The organism is Bacillus sp. MSP13 (genome assembly GCF_000815295.1).
Classification (GTDB): Bacteria; Bacillota; Bacilli; order Bacillales; family Bacillaceae; genus Bacillus; species Bacillus vallismortis.
Window position 1 is genome coordinate 497,319 of the sequence record NZ_JXAQ01000011.1, and the last position, 18,412, is coordinate 515,730.

Consider the following 18,412-nt stretch of genomic DNA (forward strand, 5'->3'; position numbering starts at 1 on the left):
GGGTAGCATAAAAAAGGAGAAATGAATGATGAAAAAAATACTCCAACTCATAAAACAAAGATCAATTACACGGAAGCTTCTCGTTTCCTTCCTGTCGATCCTTATCATACCAGTTGTGATATTGGCAGCTTTTGCGTATCAATCGGCAAGCAGCTCACTCGACAGACAGATGATGGGGAGCGCATTAGAAAATGTACAGCAATTAAACGAAATTATTAACACCAGTATCGGAGAAAAAGAAAACAGCGCCGCTTACTTCAGCGAATGGCTGACAAAAAAGAAATACGATGCAAAAAGCAATGCAAACATTCAAGAGAAATTCTCACAGTATATCAAAATCAATAAAGATGTAGAATCGATTTATACAAGTGACATAGACGGTCACTTTACCCGTTACCCAGATCTGCAGATGCCGAGCGATTATAATCCGGTTGAACGTGACTGGTACAAAAAAGCGGTTGCGAATAAAGGGAAAGTTGTCGTGACTGATCCTTATAAAACCGCGTCTACAAACACAATGGTTGTGACAATCGCCCAGCAGACAAAAGATGGTTCAGGCGTTATCGCAATCAACATGACGATTGAAAATCTGTTGAAAACAACCAAAAAAGTCAACATCGGCACACAAGGCTACGCATTTATCATGACAAAGGACAAAACGGTTGTCGCCCATCCTCATGAAACCTCAGGAACTGCATTAAAAGGCGACTGGATTGATCAGGTGTTAAATGCGGATAAAGGTGATTTTCAATACAGCATGGATGGCGATAAGAAAAAAATGGCCTTTGATACAAATAAGTTAACGGGATGGAAAATCGTCGGCACCATGTATTTGGATGAAATTCATGAGGCGGCCCAGCCTGTCCTTCACCTGGCGTTAATTGTCTTAGCCGCGGCTATTATCATAGGCATTATCGTTATGACATTTGTCATTCGCTCGATTACAACGCCGCTGAAACAGCTTGTGGGCTCCTCTAAGCGGATCAGCGAGGGAGATTTGACGGAAACCATTGATATCCGTTCAAAAGATGAATTGGGCGCACTCGGCAAAAGCTTTAACAATATGGCGTCATCACTGCGTTCTCTCATACACGCCATCCAGGATTCAGTAGAAAACGTTGCCGCTTCCTCTGAGGAGCTGACTGCATCAGCCGGACAAACGAGCAAGGCAACAGAGCATATTACATTGGCGATTGAACAATTTTCTAACGGCAATGAAAAACAAAACGAAAACATTGAAACGGCGGCAGAGCACATTTATCAAATGAATGACGGTTTGGCAAATATGGCTCAAGCTTCCGAGGTCATCACAGATTCATCTGTTCAATCGACAGAAATCGCAAGCGAAGGCGGCAAGCTCGTTCATCAAACCGTCGGCCAAATGAACGTTATTGATAAGTCCGTTAAAGAAGCAGAACAAGTCGTACGCGGATTGGAAACGAAATCGAAAGACATCACCAATATTTTGCGTGTGATTAACGGCATCGCTGACCAGACGAACCTGCTGGCATTAAACGCGGCGATTGAAGCGGCGCGCGCAGGCGAGTACGGCCGCGGCTTCTCCGTTGTAGCGGAAGAAGTGAGAAAACTGGCAGTTCAGTCTGCAGATTCAGCAAAAGAGATTGAAGGATTAATCATCGAAATTGTGAAGGAAATCAATACATCTCTCGGCATGTTCCAATCTGTCAATCAAGAGGTGCAGACAGGTCTGGATATTACAGATAAAACAGAAATGAGCTTTACTCGCATTTCTGAAATGACGAACCAAATCGCCGGAGAACTGCAAAATATGAGTGCGACGGTACAACAGCTTTCCGCCAGCTCCGAGGAAGTTTCGGGAGCGTCCGAACACATTGCATCAATTTCAAAAGAAAGTTCGGCTCATATCCAAGATATCGCGTCGTCAGCCGAAGAGCAGCTTGCCTCGATGGAAGAAATCAGCTCGTCAGCAGAAACCCTTTCGTCTATGGCGGAAGAGCTTCGCGATATGACCAAACGATTCAAAATTGAATAGTAAGCCAAAACGCCCAGGTTGTACGCTTGGGTGTTTTTTTAGTTTTTTATTAAACCTTTTATCCTAGTTTGACGATATTAGATTTAGCTTAAAGGAGGAGTCGAAAGTATGGGGAAATTTACAAAATGGATCAAACAGCCATCAATCAGCAAACCGCTTATCGCTGCGTTTTTGGCAGTGCTTATTTTGCCGGTTGGGGTATTAGCATATTTCAGTTATCAATCAGCATGGAACGCACTGGACAAGGAACTGACGAATAGTGCAATGGGAAACGTTGAAGAACTCAACAGCATCCTGCAGAACAAGTTGAATACTAAAGTAAAAGCAATTGATTATTACAGTGAGACGATCAATAAAGATTTATTGCAAGACAAAAACAAAGCCTTATTGAATGAAAAATTTAAGCAGTATACAACATTGAATGCGGATGTAGGGGCCATCTACGCGGCTTCAGAAAATAAAAAGCTCTACAAATATCCAGAAGGCGGTGTGCCAAAGGGCTTTGATCCGACAGAACGTGACTGGTACAAGCAAGCCGTTGCAAAGAAAGGACAGGCTGTTTTCTCTGAGCCGTACATTGACGAAGCGACAGGGGATATGGTTATTACCATCTCAGAGCAAACAAAAGATGGTTCAGGAGTCATCGCGCTTGATTTAAACCTGGATGAAGTATTATCCGCTTCAAAGAGAATCAAAATCGGGACAAATGGCTACGCATTTATTACAACAGGCAACAAAAATTATATCGCTCATCCGACAATTAAACCTGGGACAACCGGATCAGGCGATTGGACAAATCAAGTATTTTCCAAAGAAGAAGGCTCGTTTGAATATACCTTCCAAGGCAAAGAAAAGAAAATGGCCTTTACGACAAATAAGCTGACAGGCTGGAAAATCGCGGGCACATACTTTATCAGTGAATTGGAAGATGCTTCAAGCCCGGTTCTGAACACAGCGATCATCGTCCTATGCGTATCACTTGTGATCGGCGGTATACTTATTCTCTTTATTATCAGCGCCATCACCAAGCCATTAAGAAAATTGGTTTCTACATCCGCGAAAATAAGCAGCGGAGATCTGACAGAAGTCATTGACATTCACTCGAAAAACGAGTTTGGCCAGCTTGGTGAAAGCTTTAACGAAATGTCTGCCTCACTGCGTTCTGTGATTGGTGTCATTCAAACGTCTGTAGAAAACGTGGCATCATCTTCTGAAGAGCTGACGGCAAGCGCGGCCCAAACGAGCAAAGCAACTGAACATATTACACTCGCCATCGAACAGTTCTCAGATGGCAACGAGGCGCAAAGCGAGAAGCTGGAAACAAGCTCAGACCATCTTTCCCAAATGAACCATGGGATTTCAAAAGTGGTTCAGGCCTCTTCAACTATCACGAAGTCTTCGATACAGTCCTCTGAGGCGGCTGGCAGCGGAGAAAAACTGGTCGAGCATACAGTCGGCCAAATGAAAACAATCGACCAATCCGTTCAAAAAGCGGAATCGGTTGTGAAGGGCCTTGAAACAAAATCGAAGGACATCACAAGCATCTTGAATGTGATTAACGGCATTGCTGATCAAACGAATCTGCTGGCGCTAAATGCTGCGATTGAAGCGGCAAGAGCAGGGGAGTACGGAAGAGGCTTCTCAGTAGTAGCGGAAGAGGTCAGAAAACTTGCCGTGCAATCAGCAGACTCTGCTAAGGAGATTGAAGGGTTAATTCAAGAGATTGTCAGAGAAATCAGCACTTCACTTTCAATGTTCCAATCTGTGAATCATGAAGTGAAGGAAGGTTTGCAGATAACTGACCAAACAGCGGAAAGCTTTAAACAAATTTACGAGATGACAACCCAAATTTCTGGCGAATTGCAAAACCTAAACGCGACGGTTGAACAGCTGTCAGCTGGATCACAGGAAGTGTCAAGTGCGGTTGAAGACATTTCTGCAGTGTCGAAAGAAAGCTCAGCAGGCATTCAAGACATTGCAGCTTCGGCGGAAGAACAGCTTGCGTCCATGGAAGAAATCAGCTCATCAGCTGAAACGTTGGCAAACATGGCGGAAGAACTTCAGGACATCACAAAGAAATTTAAAATTGAATCCTAATAGGAAAAGAAAGCGGCATATCTGCTGCTTTCTTTTTTTTGTTAAAACAAAAATAAACAAAACAATTCAAAAGCAAACCAATATCATATATAATGAAAGCGGATACAATTAAAAGGGGATGGAGGAATATCAAGATGGTGAAACATGTATGGGATGCAAAGCATGCTGCACAGCTGCCAAAAGGTGTAGAGGAATTGGTGTACAGATCCAATCAGATCGGATCAGATCGGACTGTCTGCAACTGGGGCGGCGGGAATACATCTATGAAAACAACGGAAAAGGATTTCAGAGGCCGTGAAACAGAAGTCATGTGGGTGAAAGGAAGCGGTTCGGATTTGGCAACAATGAAAGCGCATAACTGTACCGGTTTGTCATTAGAAGACATCCTCCCTTTGATCGAAAGGGATCACATGTCAGATGAAGAAATGGTAGACTACTTGTCTCATTGTATGATAGACAGCAAACATCCCCGCCCTTCAATTGAAACGCTGTTACACGCTTTTCTGCCATTCAATCATGTTGACCATACCCATCCCGATGCGATTATCAGCATATGCTGCGCTGATAATGGAAAACAAATCGCGAAAGACATATACGGAAACCGGTTTGTATGGGTGCCATACGTACGCCCCGGATTCACATTATCTAAAATGATCGCTGAAGGCGTAGCGAACAATCCCAACGCCGAGCTTGTGTTAATGGAGAAACACGGCTTAGTCACCTGGGGAGAGACGTCTGAAGCCTGTTATGAAAAAACGATATCTATCATTCAAGAAGCCGAGCAGTATATTAACGACCGTATTAATCCAAATGAGATATTTGGAGGCAAAAGGTATCAGCCGTTGCCGGAAGATCAAAGAAAACAAATCTTGGCAGACATCATGCCTGTAATCAGAGGCGCTGTAAGTGAAAAGAAGAAAATGATCCTTTCCTATGATGATCATGACGATGTCTTGGAATTTGTAAATAGTGTTCAAGCATCGGCACTCTCGCAAATCGGTGCGGCATGCCCGGATCACCTTGTTCATACAAAGCGGGTTCCGCTGTACATTGAGTGGAATCCAGAAACCCACGATGTGCATAAGCTGGCGGATCTGATCAAGTCAGAGGTCGAGCGTTTTTCATCAGATTATCACGCTTACTTTACCCGCCATCAGCAGGAAGGAGACCAAATCTTCGAATCAGCTCCGCGGGTGATCTTGATTCCCGGCATCGGAATGGTGAACACGGGGAAAAGTTATGCCATGTCTAAAGTGAGCGGCGCTTTATACCGAAGGGCTATCGCTGTTATGAAAGGATCAACAGCTTTGGGGCAATTTGTTTCTTTAAATGAAAATGAATCTTATCATGTCGAATATTGGCCGCTCGAGTTATATAAGCTCACGCTCGCTCCGCCGGAAGCGGAATATTCCCGTAAAGTAGCGTTAGTAACAGGAGGAGCCGGCGGCATCGGAAGTGCAGCGTGCCGACGCTTTGCAGCTGAAGGAGGGCACGTGATTGCCGCTGACCTTAATATAGAAGGTGCGAAGAAAATTGCCGGGGAAATAAACGAGGCATACGGAGAAGGAAGGGCAATGGCTGTCAAAATGGACGTGACAAAGGAAGAAGAAGTAAAGTCAGCCTTTGAACAAGCGGCACTTGCTTACGGCGGGATTGATATTGTCGTCAATAATGCCGGATTGGCCACTTCAAGCCCGTTTGACGAAACTAGTCTAAAAGAATGGAATCTTAATATGAATGTATTAGGAACAGGCTATTTTCTTGTGGCGCGTGAAGCGTTTAAACAAATGAAACAGCAAAACAGAGGCGGAAGCATGGTATTTGTCGGATCGAAAAATTCAGTTTATGCGGGGAAAAACGCCGCTGCCTACAGCTCGGTAAAAGCGCTTGAAACCCATTTGGCGAGATGTATCGCAGCAGAAGGCGGAGAATATGGCATTCGGGTCAACTCTGTTTTGCCTGATGCGGTTCTGCAAGGATCGGCAATCTGGGGATCAAGCTGGCGGGAAGAACGGGCCGCGGCGTATGGAATTGAACCAGAAGAGCTTGAGGAACATTATCGGAAACGCACCGCTCTGCTCGTCAATATTTACCCGCGGGATATTGCTGAAGCCATCGCATTCTTCGCTTCTTCTAAAACCGAAAAAACCACGGGTTGCATGATCACGGTAGACGGCGGTGTTCCTGCTGCTTTCACGCGTTAGACGTATGCTATGATAGAAAAACAATAAAACGGATTAAGATAAGAGGAAGGGCGTTACCGATGTTAGTAGCAGAACGGCAGCAAAAAATAGTAGAAATAGTCAATATGCGTTCAAGCATCCGCGTATCCGAATTAAGTGACATGTTTTCTGTCACAGAAGAAACCATTCGGCGCGACCTTGAGAAGCTAGAGAAAGAACATAAACTGAGCCGGAGCCACGGAGGAGCGGTCAGTATTCAGCAGCAAGAATCAGAAATTCATTTTTCCGAACGGGAAATCACAAATGTCACAGAAAAAAAAGCCATCGCTCACGAAGCGGCCAAATACGTAAAGAGCGGAGACCGAATCATTCTTGATGCAAGCACCACCGCCTGGCACATGGCGAAAATACTTCCTGATATTGAGCTCACCGTTATTACAAACTCAATGAAGGCTGCTATTGAACTTAGCAATAAAGAAAACATCTCAGTCATTTCAACAGGCGGCATTTTGCTGGCAAAATCATTATCGTTTGCCGGACCGTTAGCAGAGCGTTCGCTTGAGACCTATCATGTCAACAAAACCTTTCTCTCATGTAAAGGATTTGACATAAATAACGGAATGAGTGACTCAAATGAGTGGCAGGCGTTGCTCAAAAAACGGATGATCGAAAGGTCTGACCAAACCATTTTAATGGCCGATTCAAGCAAATGGGGGAACCGCGAGTTTTCACATATCGCCTCGCTCAAGGATATCAGCCGCCTAATTACTGATGCTGGACTTGATCCATTATCGGTAAAAGCGCTAGAAGAAAAAAAGGTGATAGTGACAGCTGTTCCCCTTCCGAAGAGAGGGTGAAAGAATGATTTATACTGCCATTGATGTAGGTGCGTCAAGCGGGAGAGTCATGGTAGGAGAGCTGAAGGAAGGGAAGCTTGACATACAAGAGGTTCACAGATTCGCTAACGGTTTCATTCAAAGAGAAGGACATTGTTTTTGGGATATAGATCATTTGCTAAAACAAATTCTGCAAGGGCTGCAAAAGGTGAAAGCGCTTGGGCATGAACAATGCACCGTCGGCATTGATACATGGGCTGTCGATTATGTCTTGCTGGACGAAAAAGGAAATCGTTTGCGGGAAGTGATATCCTACCGTGATGGAAGAACAGATCACACAATAGGCAAACTGGAACGAACCCTGTCAAGAGACATCATCTATCAAAAAACAGGAATACAATTTCAGCCGTTTAACACGATGTATCAGTTGTATGAGGAAGACCGTGAGCTGTTGAAAGCAACAGATAAAATCATGATGGTTCCAGATTATATAGGCTATTGTTTAACCGGAAAAACTGTAACAGAAATCACAAATGCGTCGACAACCCAGCTTTTAAACGTCTCAACCGGAAAGTTTGACCCTGAGTTGCTTGAAGCTGTGTCTGTTCACGAACAGCAATTTGCGCCGCTGACTGAACCGGGGTGTGAGCTCGGAATGCTGAGAAATGATTGGTTCCCGGATTATGACCTGCCGGTTTGCAAAGTGATGACAGTCGCAACGCATGATACGGCATCGGCGGTCATCGCGGCGCCGGGCATAAACGATAGCTGGGCGTATATCAGCAGCGGAACATGGTCGCTAATTGGGGTTGAAAACCAAACGCCGATATTAACCGATCTGGCTTTAAAAAACAACTATACAAATGAACGCGGGGCAAACAGCACCATTCGCTTTCTCAAAAACATTATCGGCATGTGGGTGATACAAGAAGTCAGACAGCAATTACAAGCAGATTATTCTTTTCAGCAGCTTGCAGAAGAAGCCCGAAAAACAGAACCATTTCAGCAGTTTATCAACTTTAATGATGAACGTTTTTTGAATCCAGACAGCATGATAGAGGAAATAGAACATTATTGCAGAGAAACCCGCCAAAAGATTCCCCGCACTGCAGGTGACCTTGCCTGCTGCATCTACAGCAATTTAGCCATCATCTATGCGATAGCCATCAAAGAGCTGGAAACGATCACAGAAAAACCGATTGAGCAGCTTCATATCATCGGCGGCGGAGCCCGAAACGATTTCTTAAATCAATTAACAGCAGACATGAGCGGAAAAGCGGTATACGCAGGGCCCATAGAGGCAACCGCCATCGGAAATCTGCTGATGCAAATGATTGCTGCCAAAGAAGTCAAAGACATAACAGAAGCCCGGCAAGTCGTCAGACATTCCTATCCGATCAAAGTATTTACACCTAAAGATATTGACAGAGGCACGATCATTCAGTCATTTCAGCAAACTGTTTTGAAAGCGCTATCTGAAAGGTGAAGAGGTGATCAGATTTGAAAAGAATAGCCAGTATCATGTTTGTCCACCAAGACAAGTACGAGGAATACAAACAGCGGCATGATGACATTTGGCCGGAAATGGCAGAAGCACTCAAAGCCCACGGAGCGCACCATTATTCCATTTTTTTAGACGAGGAAACAGGCCGGTTATTTGCTTATCTAGAAATCGAAGATGAAGAGAAATGGAGAAAGATGGCGGATACAGAAGTTTGCCGGAGATGGTGGAAATCGATGTCGCCGTTCATGAAAACAAATCCAGATTTCAGTCCTGTTTCGATAGATCTTAAGGAAGTTTTTTATTTGGATTAAAAAACTGAAAAAAGGGAGAGAGCCGCATGACCATAAAAGCCAATTATGATAGTGCAAAACAGGCATATGAAAAATGGGGGATTGATGTTGAAGAGGCGCTTCGGCAATTAGAGCATGTGTCCATTTCAATCCACTGCTGGCAGGGGGATGACATCGAGGGCTTTGAAATAAATAAGGGCGAGCTTTCAGGCGGGATTGACGTGACCGGCAATTATCCCGGAAAAGCGCAAACCCCTGAAGAATTAAGAAGAGATTTGGAGAAGGCGCTTTCTCTCATTCCTGGGAAGCACCGCGTAAACCTGCATGCGATATACGCAGAAACAAACGGAGAAGCGATAGAACGGGACGAATTGAAGCCGTATCATTTTGAAAACTGGGTGAAATGGGCGAAAGATCTCGGTCTCGGTTTAGATTTTAATCCGACCTTGTTTTCGCATGAGAAAGCGGCTGACGGACTCACCCTTTCACACCCCGATCCGAACGTCAGGGAATTTTGGATCAGGCACTGCATCGCATGCCGGCGCATTGGGGAATACTTCGGGAAAGAACTGGGCACACCTTGCTTGACGAATATTTGGATACCCGACGGCTATAAGGATATCCCGAGTGACAGGCTGACACCGCGTATAAGATTAAAAGAATCATTGGATCGGATCTTTGCAGTGGAGGTCAGTGAACAACACAATCTTGATTCAGTCGAAAGCAAACTGTTTGGTCTTGGTTCCGAGTCATATGTTGTCGGCTCTCATGAATTTTATTTGGCCTACGCTTTAACGAATCAAAAGCTTTGTTTGCTGGATACAGGCCATTATCACCCGACTGAAACAGTATCAAACAAGATTTCGTCCATGCTGCTTTACACAGACAAACTCGCTTTGCACGTGTCCCGGCCCGTTCGTTGGGATAGCGACCATGTTGTGATTTTAGATGATGAATTGAGGGAAATCGCGCTTGAAATTGTACGTAATCAGGCTCTCGAGAAGGTCGCGATCGGCCTGGACTTTTTCGATGCCAGCATTAACCGTGTTGCCGCCTGGACCATCGGAACGAGAAATATGATCAAAGCTTTATTGTATGCATTGCTTCTCCCGAACGATTATTTAAAACAATTGCAGGAAGAGGGGCGCTTTACAGAAAGGCTGGCGCTGATGGAGGAATTTAAAACATATCCTTTCGGAGCCGTCTGGGATTCCTACTGTGAACAAATGGGCGTACCGGTAAAAGAGGAATGGCTCGAGGATATAAAAGATTATGAACAACAAGTGCTTTTAAAAAGAAAGGCATCATCTCCGATTGTCTAATAAAAAAATCCGCCGCGGTATTGGCACGCGGGCGGATTTTTTTAGGCTTGATCAGCAGGATACACAATTCCCATTTGTTTTCTTGCTTCCTCCATGATTTTCGCAGTGATCATGGACCGTTCAAATGTATTTTCTTCAGATTCCTGCTTGTTCTCTTTTATGAGCGTGACGAATTCTTCCGCTTCGTAGAACATCGCCGGTTTAGGATCGTGAATCGAAATGTTTTCCAGGCGGCCGTCGCGATAGCGTATTTCCACCCGTTCTGGCCGGTGAATCGTATCGATCACAATCGTCCCGTCTTCACCCTGGATTTCCGCCGGGGCATAGGAAGTGGAGATTTTAGAATGCATCAGAACGGCTTCAAACCCGTCGTATGACAGAATGACCGTACCTTCTCCATCCACTCCGGTAGATAAAGCATATCCGTTCGCCTTCACATCCTGCGGCTCGCCAAACAGCACGACAGCAGGATAAATACAATAAATGCCGATATCCATTAAGGACCCGTTGGAAAGCTCAGGCTCAAATGCGTTCAAGACGGTTCCGTTTCTGAATGCGTCATACCGTGAGGAATACTGGCAGTAGCTTGCGGTAAATCTGCGGACGGTGCCGATTTTATGTAAGTGTTTCTTCAGCTCTTTGAAGTTTGGCAGGAAAGTGGTCTTCATTGCTTCCATGAGGACAACACCGTTTGCCTTAGCTGCTGCAATCATCTCTTCCGTTTCTTTTGTATTGGAAGCAAACGGCTTCTCGCAAAGCACATGCTTGCCATGGCTCATAAAAAGAACGGCCTGCTCCTTGTGAAGAGCATTGGGACTGGCTATGTATACAGCATCAAAGCAATCGCTTGCCGCCATTTCCTGAAGGTTTGAGAAGGTGTGCTCAGCACCGTGTTTAGCAGCAAACTCGGCAGCTCGTTCAGCCGACCTTGAATAAACAGCTGTCAGCTGAACATCCTTTATTTCCGCTGCCGACTCAAGAAAGCGGTCTGTAATCCAGTTGGTTCCTATTATTGCAAAACGTATCACTTTTATCGCTCCTTTTGTATCATATAGATAAATTATAGCTCAAAATTGGAGAAAAGCACATGATAGAACTGACTACAGTTGTAAACAAGTAAGTTTTTTCCAGCAATGAACGGTTTTTATTTTTCATTACAGGGACGATAGTGTACAATTTAATTAAACTATGTATGACGGAGGAACGATAGTGGAGAGGTTGCAAACATGGAGCGGCAGATTCAAGCAATTCTTCTTGGACAATAAGTTTGTTTTATTTTTGCTTGTGCTGTTGTTAATTGGTTTAAATATTCTCGTTTTTACAAAAACATCATTTATTTTTACCCCGATTATTGTTCTACTCAAGACAATTTCACTTCCGATTATTTTAACAGGCATCGTTTTTTATCTGTTAAATCCAGTCGTCGATTTCCTTGAGAGAAGAAGAGTAAGAAGAATCTATACGATTTTCCTGTTATACCTATTGATTATCGGACTGGTCACGATCACAATTGTGTCCATTATCCCCTTTTTAAAAGAACAAATTATGAGTTTGATTGATAACATCCCGAGGTATGTGGATGTCGTTGAAAGTCAGACGAAACAGCTGATCGGCAGCAACTTCGTCAATCAGGCCCAGCAAACGATGAACATCAATATATCTGATCTTGCAACAAAGATTTCAGACCAGGCAGCTACGATTGTAAACAGTACGTTCACTGGCGTTGGGAATTTTATCGGCGCTCTGACTGAGGTTATTATTTCGATCATTACGGTTCCGTTTATTCTTTTCTATTTATTAAAAGATGGGAAGAAATTGCCGGTCTATATACTGAAGTTTGTGCCGACACGATTAAAAGAACACACATACACAGTCTTAAGCGAAATGAATCATCGGTTAAGCTCTTATATCAGAGGCCAGATCATTGTCAGCTTTTGTATCGGTTTTTTGCTGTTTATCGGATATTTGATTATCGGGCTGGATTATGCTTCGCTGCTTGCCATCATTGCGGCTTGTACGAGCATCGTTCCATATTTAGGGCCGACGATTGCCATTACGCCAGCGATTATCATCGCCATAGTGACATCGCCGCTTATGCTGCTTAAGCTGGTGATCGTATGGACCATTGTTCAGCTGATAGAAGGGAAGCTGATCTCTCCGCAAATTATGGGGAAAAACCTTCACATCCACCCAATTACGATTATTTTTCTGCTGTTAACAGCCGGCAAGCTGTTTGGTGTGGTTGGAATCATTCTTGCCATTCCGGGCTATGCAGTTGCAAAAGTCATTACGACACATTTATTTGACTGGTTTAAAATGCGGTCCCATTTATACGACGAAGAGAAAAATGAAAATTCGTCAGGTCATAAAGTGTGATTTTCGTTTATAGTTATATAAGACGGGCTTTCCATTTATGGAAAGCTCCCGTTATGTAAAAAATAAATGTCTAATGGGGAGAATCAAAATCATGACTCTATGGGAATTGTTTGTAGCTGCCATTTTAGGGATCGTAGAAGGATTAACAGAGTACGCGCCGGTTTCTTCGACAGGACATATGATCATAGTAGACGATATCTGGCTTAAATCAAGCAATCTGATGTCAGAAGAAGCTGCCAACTCATTCAAAGTGGTGATTCAGCTTGGTTCTATTTTAGCAGTGGTGATCGTGTTTAAAGACCGGATTTTGAATTTGCTCGGATTGAAAAAGAATATTACCAGCGACCAGAAGCAGGGGCATAAATTAAGCATTGCGCAAATTGCAGTCGGACTTGTGCCTGCAGCTGTTCTCGGCTTTTTGTTTGAGGATTACATTGATGAATATTTATTTTCCGTTAAAACCGTTGCCATCGGTTTAATCGCCGGGGCAGTCCTGATGCTATTTGCTGATTGGGTAAATAAACGAAAAGCAGCGACAGACACCCTCGACCGCATTTCCTATAAGCAGGCGATAGGAGTCGGCTTATTCCAATGTCTTGCCCTTTGGCCGGGTTTCTCACGTTCCGGTTCAACCATTTCCGGAGGCGTTATTCTTGGTTTGAATCATCGCGCAGCAGCTGACTTTACGTTTATAATGGCAATGCCGATCATGATGGGCGCAAGCTTTTTAAGCCTTGTGAAGCATTGGGACAGCTTAAGCTCTGATTTGATGCCGTTTTTCATCGTTGGCTTCATCTTCGCCTTTGTTGTCGCGCTATTCGTTGTCCGTTTCTTCTTAAAACTGATTAATAAAATCAAACTCGTCCCATTTGCAATCTACCGAATCATCCTCGGTGTGATTTTACTTTTAATCATGATGTAACTTCAAATAAGGCTCTTTCCGGAGCCTTATTTTTTCTGTCAATTCAAGAGAAACCGCTTGTTTTTCAAAAAAAAATCATCTATAATAAACATGACGTTACATACGGGGCCATAGCTCAGCTGGGAGAGCGCTACGCTGGCAGCGTAGAGGTCAGGGGTTCGAGCCCCCTTGGCTCCATACCTTTATACCCTTATTCTATAAGGGTTTTTTTGTTTGCCAGGAAAAGGTTCGTTCGCTGAACTTTTGAAAAGCATGTCAAGAAAGTACTTTCTGAGCAGCTTGTAAAGTGATGTTTACATTCGCTTGAGAAAGCAAGCGGATACTCATAAGTGAAATTCAATTCAAGCTCTCTTGACTATAAATCATGATATCAGTGAAAAGCTGTTCAGTCTTTTGTTTTATACTAGAAGTTGCGCCATTGACAAAACATAGTTGTTTTGAAATAATGTTTGATTATATGCTCATTTATTCACATAAGAACGGAATATCATTTCCTCTGATAGGAAGCTAATGGCCTTGAACATCTATTAGCTTCTTTTGTTTTTAAAACAAAATGTGTTACATATGGATTGATAGGAAGGAATGACAACATGAAGACAAAACGATATTGGGTGATTTCTTTGCTCGCTGTTTTAGCGGTCGGCCCGGGATTAATGTCTAACACGGCATTGTCGTCAGTTCAAGGCCTTGTTCAGAAGACGGTAGGGACAAGTGATTTCACATCGGTGAATCCAATATTGATCGGCAATATGGCCTTTGCATTATTTGTGCCGGCGGGTCCGCTGCTGAGGAAAAAATTCGGCGCCCGTCCGATCTATCTCGCTTCATTACCCGTTTTTATACTTGGCTCGTTGCTCTTCGCGCTTTCAAGCGATATTGCATGGATGGCGGCAGGGCGCTTTTTACAAGGAGCGGCAACAGGTGTCATGCTGATGATCATGATTCCAATGCTTGTTCTGTCATTTCCGATCGACCGCAGAAACAATGCACTGCTTGTGCTGATCGGGGGATTTTATGGCTCTGTTATTACCGGTACGGTCCTGGGAACGATTGCAACAAGTTTCGAACACTGGAGATGGCTGTTTTACATCTTTGGCGCGCTGGCACTGATCGGTGTCGCGGTGAGCTATTTCTTTCTTCACGATGAACATCATGGATCGGCAGAACAAGAACAGCCGGTCGATGGTGCAGGGATCATTTTATCTGTGGGTCTTGCCGCTGCCTCAGCGGTTACATTCATTTTTCTGCAAAAATGGGGGCTTTCATCAGGTTATGTATGGATTGGTTTTGGAGTTGCGCTATGCTTGCTCCTTGTTCTATTGATTGTGGAATATAAAGTGAAAAACCCCTTCATTTCTATTAAACTGATGCTGCTGCCAAAACCGGTGCTCGGCTTATTGATCATAGCTGCGGGGACGATAACAGTAGCTGTCAGCCTTTCTGCTTTTCAAGGCATGCTCCGTCAAATGTATGATATTTCTCAGGGGCAACTCATTCTTTTAAACTTGACTCTTTTAATCGGAGTGGCGATCGCCGCCATTTTAAGCGCTCTGTTTTATGATAAAGTCGGACCCGGGATGCTCGGTATTATAGGCGCTCTCCTTCTCGTGGTGGTGAATTTTCAATGGCTGCATATGCAAGGTCAATCGTCTCTTTATATGTTTGCCGTTCTGTTTATCATGCTTGCCGCCGGAACGGGACTGACGGTCGCTGCAGGGCTGATGGGAGCTGCGATGGGCGGCCCGCTGCCTGATTTGGTCAAGAGAATGACAGCTGTTCAGTTTTTAAGATTGTTTGTTTATATGGGAGTTCCAATCCTCATCGGCTCTTTTACGAAAAAAGATGCTGCCAGACAAAGCGGTTCAATGCAGGATTCTATGATGACTGCTTATCATGATCTCTTTTTTATTTCTTTTGTCCTGAGCGTGCTGCTCGTTTGCCTGTCATTCTGTATGAACGCCACAGGTATGGGCCACAAGCTGGCTCATAAACCGCATGATAACGCGAAGACGGCTCCGGAAAAACCGGCCGTTTCAGATCATCGAGTGCCGTATGTTGCTGCTAAATCACATAAAGTGATACATGATACAGAATATCGAGCTATACTTAAAAATTTACAAAAATAGAACCTTTTCTAGTGAAAAGGTTTTTTGTTTGCAACCTTTTCCCAACTTTCTCCCTAAAGAATTGAAAAATATTAGAAGTCAAAGTAAAATTCTAAAAGATAGATTCTTTTACATTCGTAATCTTTTAACTCGAAGGAAGGTATTCATGGCCCGTAAAAAACTGAAAAAACGCAGACTCTTGATTACACTATTTTTCATTGTATCGATTCCGTTAGCCTTTTTTGTTTTAGCGACAACTTTATCAAAGCCGATTGAAACAGCCAAAGAACCCGAAGAGATTGATGAACAGCAAGTATTTATTGACAGCCTGTCCGGGCATGCACAAATTCTGTATGAGAAATATCATGTTCTCCCCAGCATCACGATCGCTCAGGCCATTCTCGAATCTGACTGGGGGAACAGCGAGCTTGCTGCTCAGGCCAACAACCTTTTTGGCGTAAAAGGAAATTATAAAGGCCATCACGTCACGATGGAAACAGATGAATTTGAAAAAGGGGAAAGGAAAACCATTCGCGCAAAGTTTCGCAAATACAGCACGTTTTTTGAATCTATGGATGACCATGCCCAATTATTTGTCCGCGGCACATCATGGAATAAAAAGAAATATAAGCCGGTGCTTGATGCTGGGGATTATAAGGAAGCGGCAACCGCCTTGCAAACAGCAGGATATGCGACTGATCCTGATTACGCTGACAAACTCAGCACTATTGTGGAAAAATATGATTTAGATGCCTACGATGAGGTCAATCCATCCTTGAAATCTGTGGATTTAGCCGGCTCCATAAAAGACAGCGCCGTTCAAGACGTATGGTCCAAGCCTTCTACTGAAGAGCGGTCCATAAGACTTACCTCTGCCCAATCTTACATCGGTAAGGACATAAAGGTTGTATCTAAAAAGCAGAAAGGCCAGTCCGTATGGTACCAATTTCAAATCGATGATAAACTCATCGGCTGGATTGACGATTCAGCTGTTGAAATAAAGGAAGCAACCTAAAGCTGTTTATACTGGTATTTTTATTTCTATGTTCCATTCAGGGAAATTTGAGGTATAATATTCCACGGAAGTTATCACTTATTGACTATGTTTTCAGGAGGGAACAAAGATGCAGAAATATAGACGGAGAAACACGGTTGCTTTTACAGTATTAGCTTATTTCACTTTTTTTGCGGGAGTATTTTTGTTTAGTGTGGGACTCTATAATGCTGATAATCTGGAACTCAATGAAAAAGGCTATTATATTGCCGTTATGATACTTGTAGCGGTCGGTGCGATTCTTACACAAAAAGTGACCCGTGATAACGCAGAAGATAATGAAATCATCGCGGAGCAGGAAAAAAGACAAACTCAATCTCATATTGAATCATAAAAAATCCGGCGCCTGGACGCCGGATTTTTTGCTATCACCCTGTAAACACCTCGCCGTCAGGGTAGCGAATATTTGATTTCTCTGTTTTCGCGAATGAAAATACGAACGTCAGAGGGCCGATTCTTCCGATAAACATGATGAGAATAATAATACATTTTCCCGCTTCTGTAAGTTCGGGAGTCAATCCCATTGATAGACCGACAGTTCCGAAAGCAGAAAAGGTTTCGAACACAATTTGGATAAACGGTGCTTGCTCTGTAATCGTCAGGGCGAAAATCCCTAAAAACACAATGAACAAGCTGGTGACACTCACAGCTAAAGCTTTAATGATAATGGGGTATTTAATGGAGCGGCGGAAAATAACCGTTTCTTTTTTTCCTCGCAAATAAGCGATCACAGACATCAAAATCACGATGAACGTAGTCAGCTTAATGCCGCTCGCCGTTGAAGCGCTGCCTGCTCCGATAAACATCAATAATAACGTAAATACAATCGTTCCTTCTCTCATGCTTCCGATATCAAGAGAATTGAAGCCGGCGGTTCTCGGCGTCACAGCTTGAAAATAGGAAGCCCACAGTTTATCTCCTATATGCAGGTGACCGAGCGTGCCGGGGTTGCTATACTCCAAAATAAAGATCACAAACATAGCAGCCGCATTCAGAATCAAGGTGCCTGTAAGCATGATTTTCGTATGAAGAGAAAAGGCTTTAAATCGCCGATTCTTCATGATGTCAAACAGAACTGTAAATCCGATCCCTCCTGTGATAAATAAAAACGTAATCACGATATTAATTGTAGGATCACCAACGAAGCCCATCAAATTATCCGGCCATAATGAAAACCCGGCATTGTTAAAAGCCGAAATTGCGTGAAACAGGCTGGCAAACAAGCCGGATGCCCAGCCGTACTGAGGCACAAGCCGAATGGATAAGATGAGTGCTGCTATTAACTCAATACTGATGGAAAACAGAAACAGGACTTTGACGAGACCTACGACGCCGCCGATTGTCGGCTGGTTTAAGGCTTCACGAACGAGCATTCGTTCTTTTAATCCGATTTTCTTCCCTAATATCATGACAATCAAAACAGCAAAAGTCATAAATCCAAGCCCGCCGATCTGAATCAGGGCCATGATGACCGTTTGCCCGAAAACCGTAAATTCTGTACCGGTATCGACAACTGCAAGCCCTGTTACAGTTGTAGCGGAAGCTGCGGTAAAAAGGGCATCTATGCATGACAATGGCTTCACTGCAGAAATCGGAAGTATTAACAGCCCAGCCCCGATGATAATGGTCAGAAGAAACCCAATTGCAAGCACTTGAGGCGGTGTAAAACGAACCCATTTGATCACTTTATCCTTTTGAAGTGTCACCTA

General features: G+C 43.7%; 14 protein-coding genes and 1 tRNA gene. 13 read left to right on the top strand and 2 right to left on the bottom strand.

Translation table 11 applies throughout. The annotated features are described in order from the left end of the window. The first annotated feature begins 28 nt into the window (after positions 1-28). From mcpA to rhaA, 7 genes are all read left to right on the top strand, one after another. Positions 29-2,014 carry a methyl-accepting chemotaxis protein gene (gene mcpA / locus SC79_RS14670; RefSeq protein WP_039075666.1) on the top strand — a complete coding sequence of 662 codons (1,986 nt, stop codon included), beginning with the start codon at positions 29-31 and terminating at the stop codon, positions 2,012-2,014. 108 nt (positions 2,015-2,122) lie between these two features. Further along, positions 2,123-4,111: a methyl-accepting chemotaxis protein TlpB gene (tlpB, locus tag SC79_RS14675; RefSeq protein ID WP_039075667.1), complete on the top strand. Its 1,989-nt coding sequence runs from the start codon at positions 2,123-2,125 to the stop codon at positions 4,109-4,111. Between the two features lie 134 nt (positions 4,112-4,245). Further along, positions 4,246-6,315, top strand: coding sequence for a bifunctional rhamnulose-1-phosphate aldolase/short-chain dehydrogenase (locus SC79_RS14680; RefSeq protein ID WP_039075668.1), 2,070 nt, complete (start codon positions 4,246-4,248; stop codon positions 6,313-6,315). A 59-nt stretch (positions 6,316-6,374) separates the two neighbouring features. Further along, positions 6,375-7,151, top strand: a complete 777-nt coding sequence (gene rhaR / locus SC79_RS14685) for a rhamnose catabolism operon transcriptional regulator RhaR (RefSeq protein ID WP_010329860.1) — start codon at positions 6,375-6,377, stop codon at positions 7,149-7,151. Between the two features lie 4 nt (positions 7,152-7,155). Then, entirely contained in the window at positions 7,156-8,616 is a 1,461-nt protein-coding gene (rhaB, locus tag SC79_RS14690; protein WP_039075669.1) for a rhamnulokinase, read from the top strand. Between the two features lie 14 nt (positions 8,617-8,630). Further along, positions 8,631-8,945, top strand: a complete 315-nt coding sequence (gene rhaM, locus SC79_RS14695; RefSeq protein ID WP_039075670.1) for an L-rhamnose mutarotase — start codon at positions 8,631-8,633, stop codon at positions 8,943-8,945. 26 nt (positions 8,946-8,971) lie between these two features. Then, complete coding sequence (gene rhaA, locus SC79_RS14700; RefSeq protein WP_010329857.1) at positions 8,972-10,246, top strand: L-rhamnose isomerase; 1,275 nt, start codon at positions 8,972-8,974, stop codon at positions 10,244-10,246. A 41-nt stretch (positions 10,247-10,287) separates the two neighbouring features. Here the strand turns inward: rhaA and SC79_RS14705 are convergent, their stop codons facing one another. After that, complete coding sequence (locus SC79_RS14705) at positions 10,288-11,274, bottom strand: Gfo/Idh/MocA family protein (RefSeq protein ID WP_039075671.1); 987 nt, start codon at positions 11,272-11,274, stop codon at positions 10,288-10,290. 181 nt (positions 11,275-11,455) lie between these two features. On the opposite strand from SC79_RS14705, the gene SC79_RS14710 reads away from it, so the two are divergent. The 6 genes from SC79_RS14710 (at position 11,456) to SC79_RS14735 (ending at position 17,037) form a co-directional block, all read left to right on the top strand. Then, the gene (locus SC79_RS14710) at positions 11,456-12,622 is read left to right on the top strand and encodes an AI-2E family transporter (RefSeq protein WP_039075672.1); all 1,167 of its coding nucleotides are present in this window, start codon (positions 11,456-11,458) and stop codon (positions 12,620-12,622) included. A 91-nt stretch (positions 12,623-12,713) separates the two neighbouring features. Further along, positions 12,714-13,544 (top strand): undecaprenyl-diphosphate phosphatase, encoded by an 831-nt coding sequence (locus SC79_RS14715; RefSeq protein ID WP_019715507.1) that lies wholly within the window; start codon positions 12,714-12,716, stop codon positions 13,542-13,544. Between the two features lie 104 nt (positions 13,545-13,648). Then, a tRNA-Ala gene (locus tag SC79_RS14720) sits at positions 13,649-13,721 on the top strand. 413 nt (positions 13,722-14,134) lie between these two features. Further along, a complete protein-coding gene (locus tag SC79_RS14725) occupies positions 14,135-15,670 on the top strand; it encodes an MFS transporter (RefSeq protein ID WP_039075673.1) in 1,536 nt (511 codons plus the stop codon). A 145-nt stretch (positions 15,671-15,815) separates the two neighbouring features. Continuing rightward, on the top strand, positions 15,816-16,664 hold the full coding sequence (locus SC79_RS14730; RefSeq protein WP_039075674.1) for a glucosaminidase domain-containing protein: 849 nt from the start codon (positions 15,816-15,818) through the stop codon (positions 16,662-16,664). A gap of 109 nt (positions 16,665-16,773) precedes the next feature. Beyond that, a complete protein-coding gene (locus SC79_RS14735) occupies positions 16,774-17,037 on the top strand; it encodes a YiaA/YiaB family inner membrane protein (RefSeq protein ID WP_010329776.1) in 264 nt (87 codons plus the stop codon). A 34-nt stretch (positions 17,038-17,071) separates the two neighbouring features. Here SC79_RS14735 and SC79_RS14740 read toward each other — a convergent pair whose 3' ends face one another. Beyond that, entirely contained in the window at positions 17,072-18,409 is a 1,338-nt protein-coding gene (locus tag SC79_RS14740; protein ID WP_039075675.1) for a TrkH family potassium uptake protein, read from the bottom strand. Positions 18,410-18,412 lie beyond the last annotated feature (3 nt).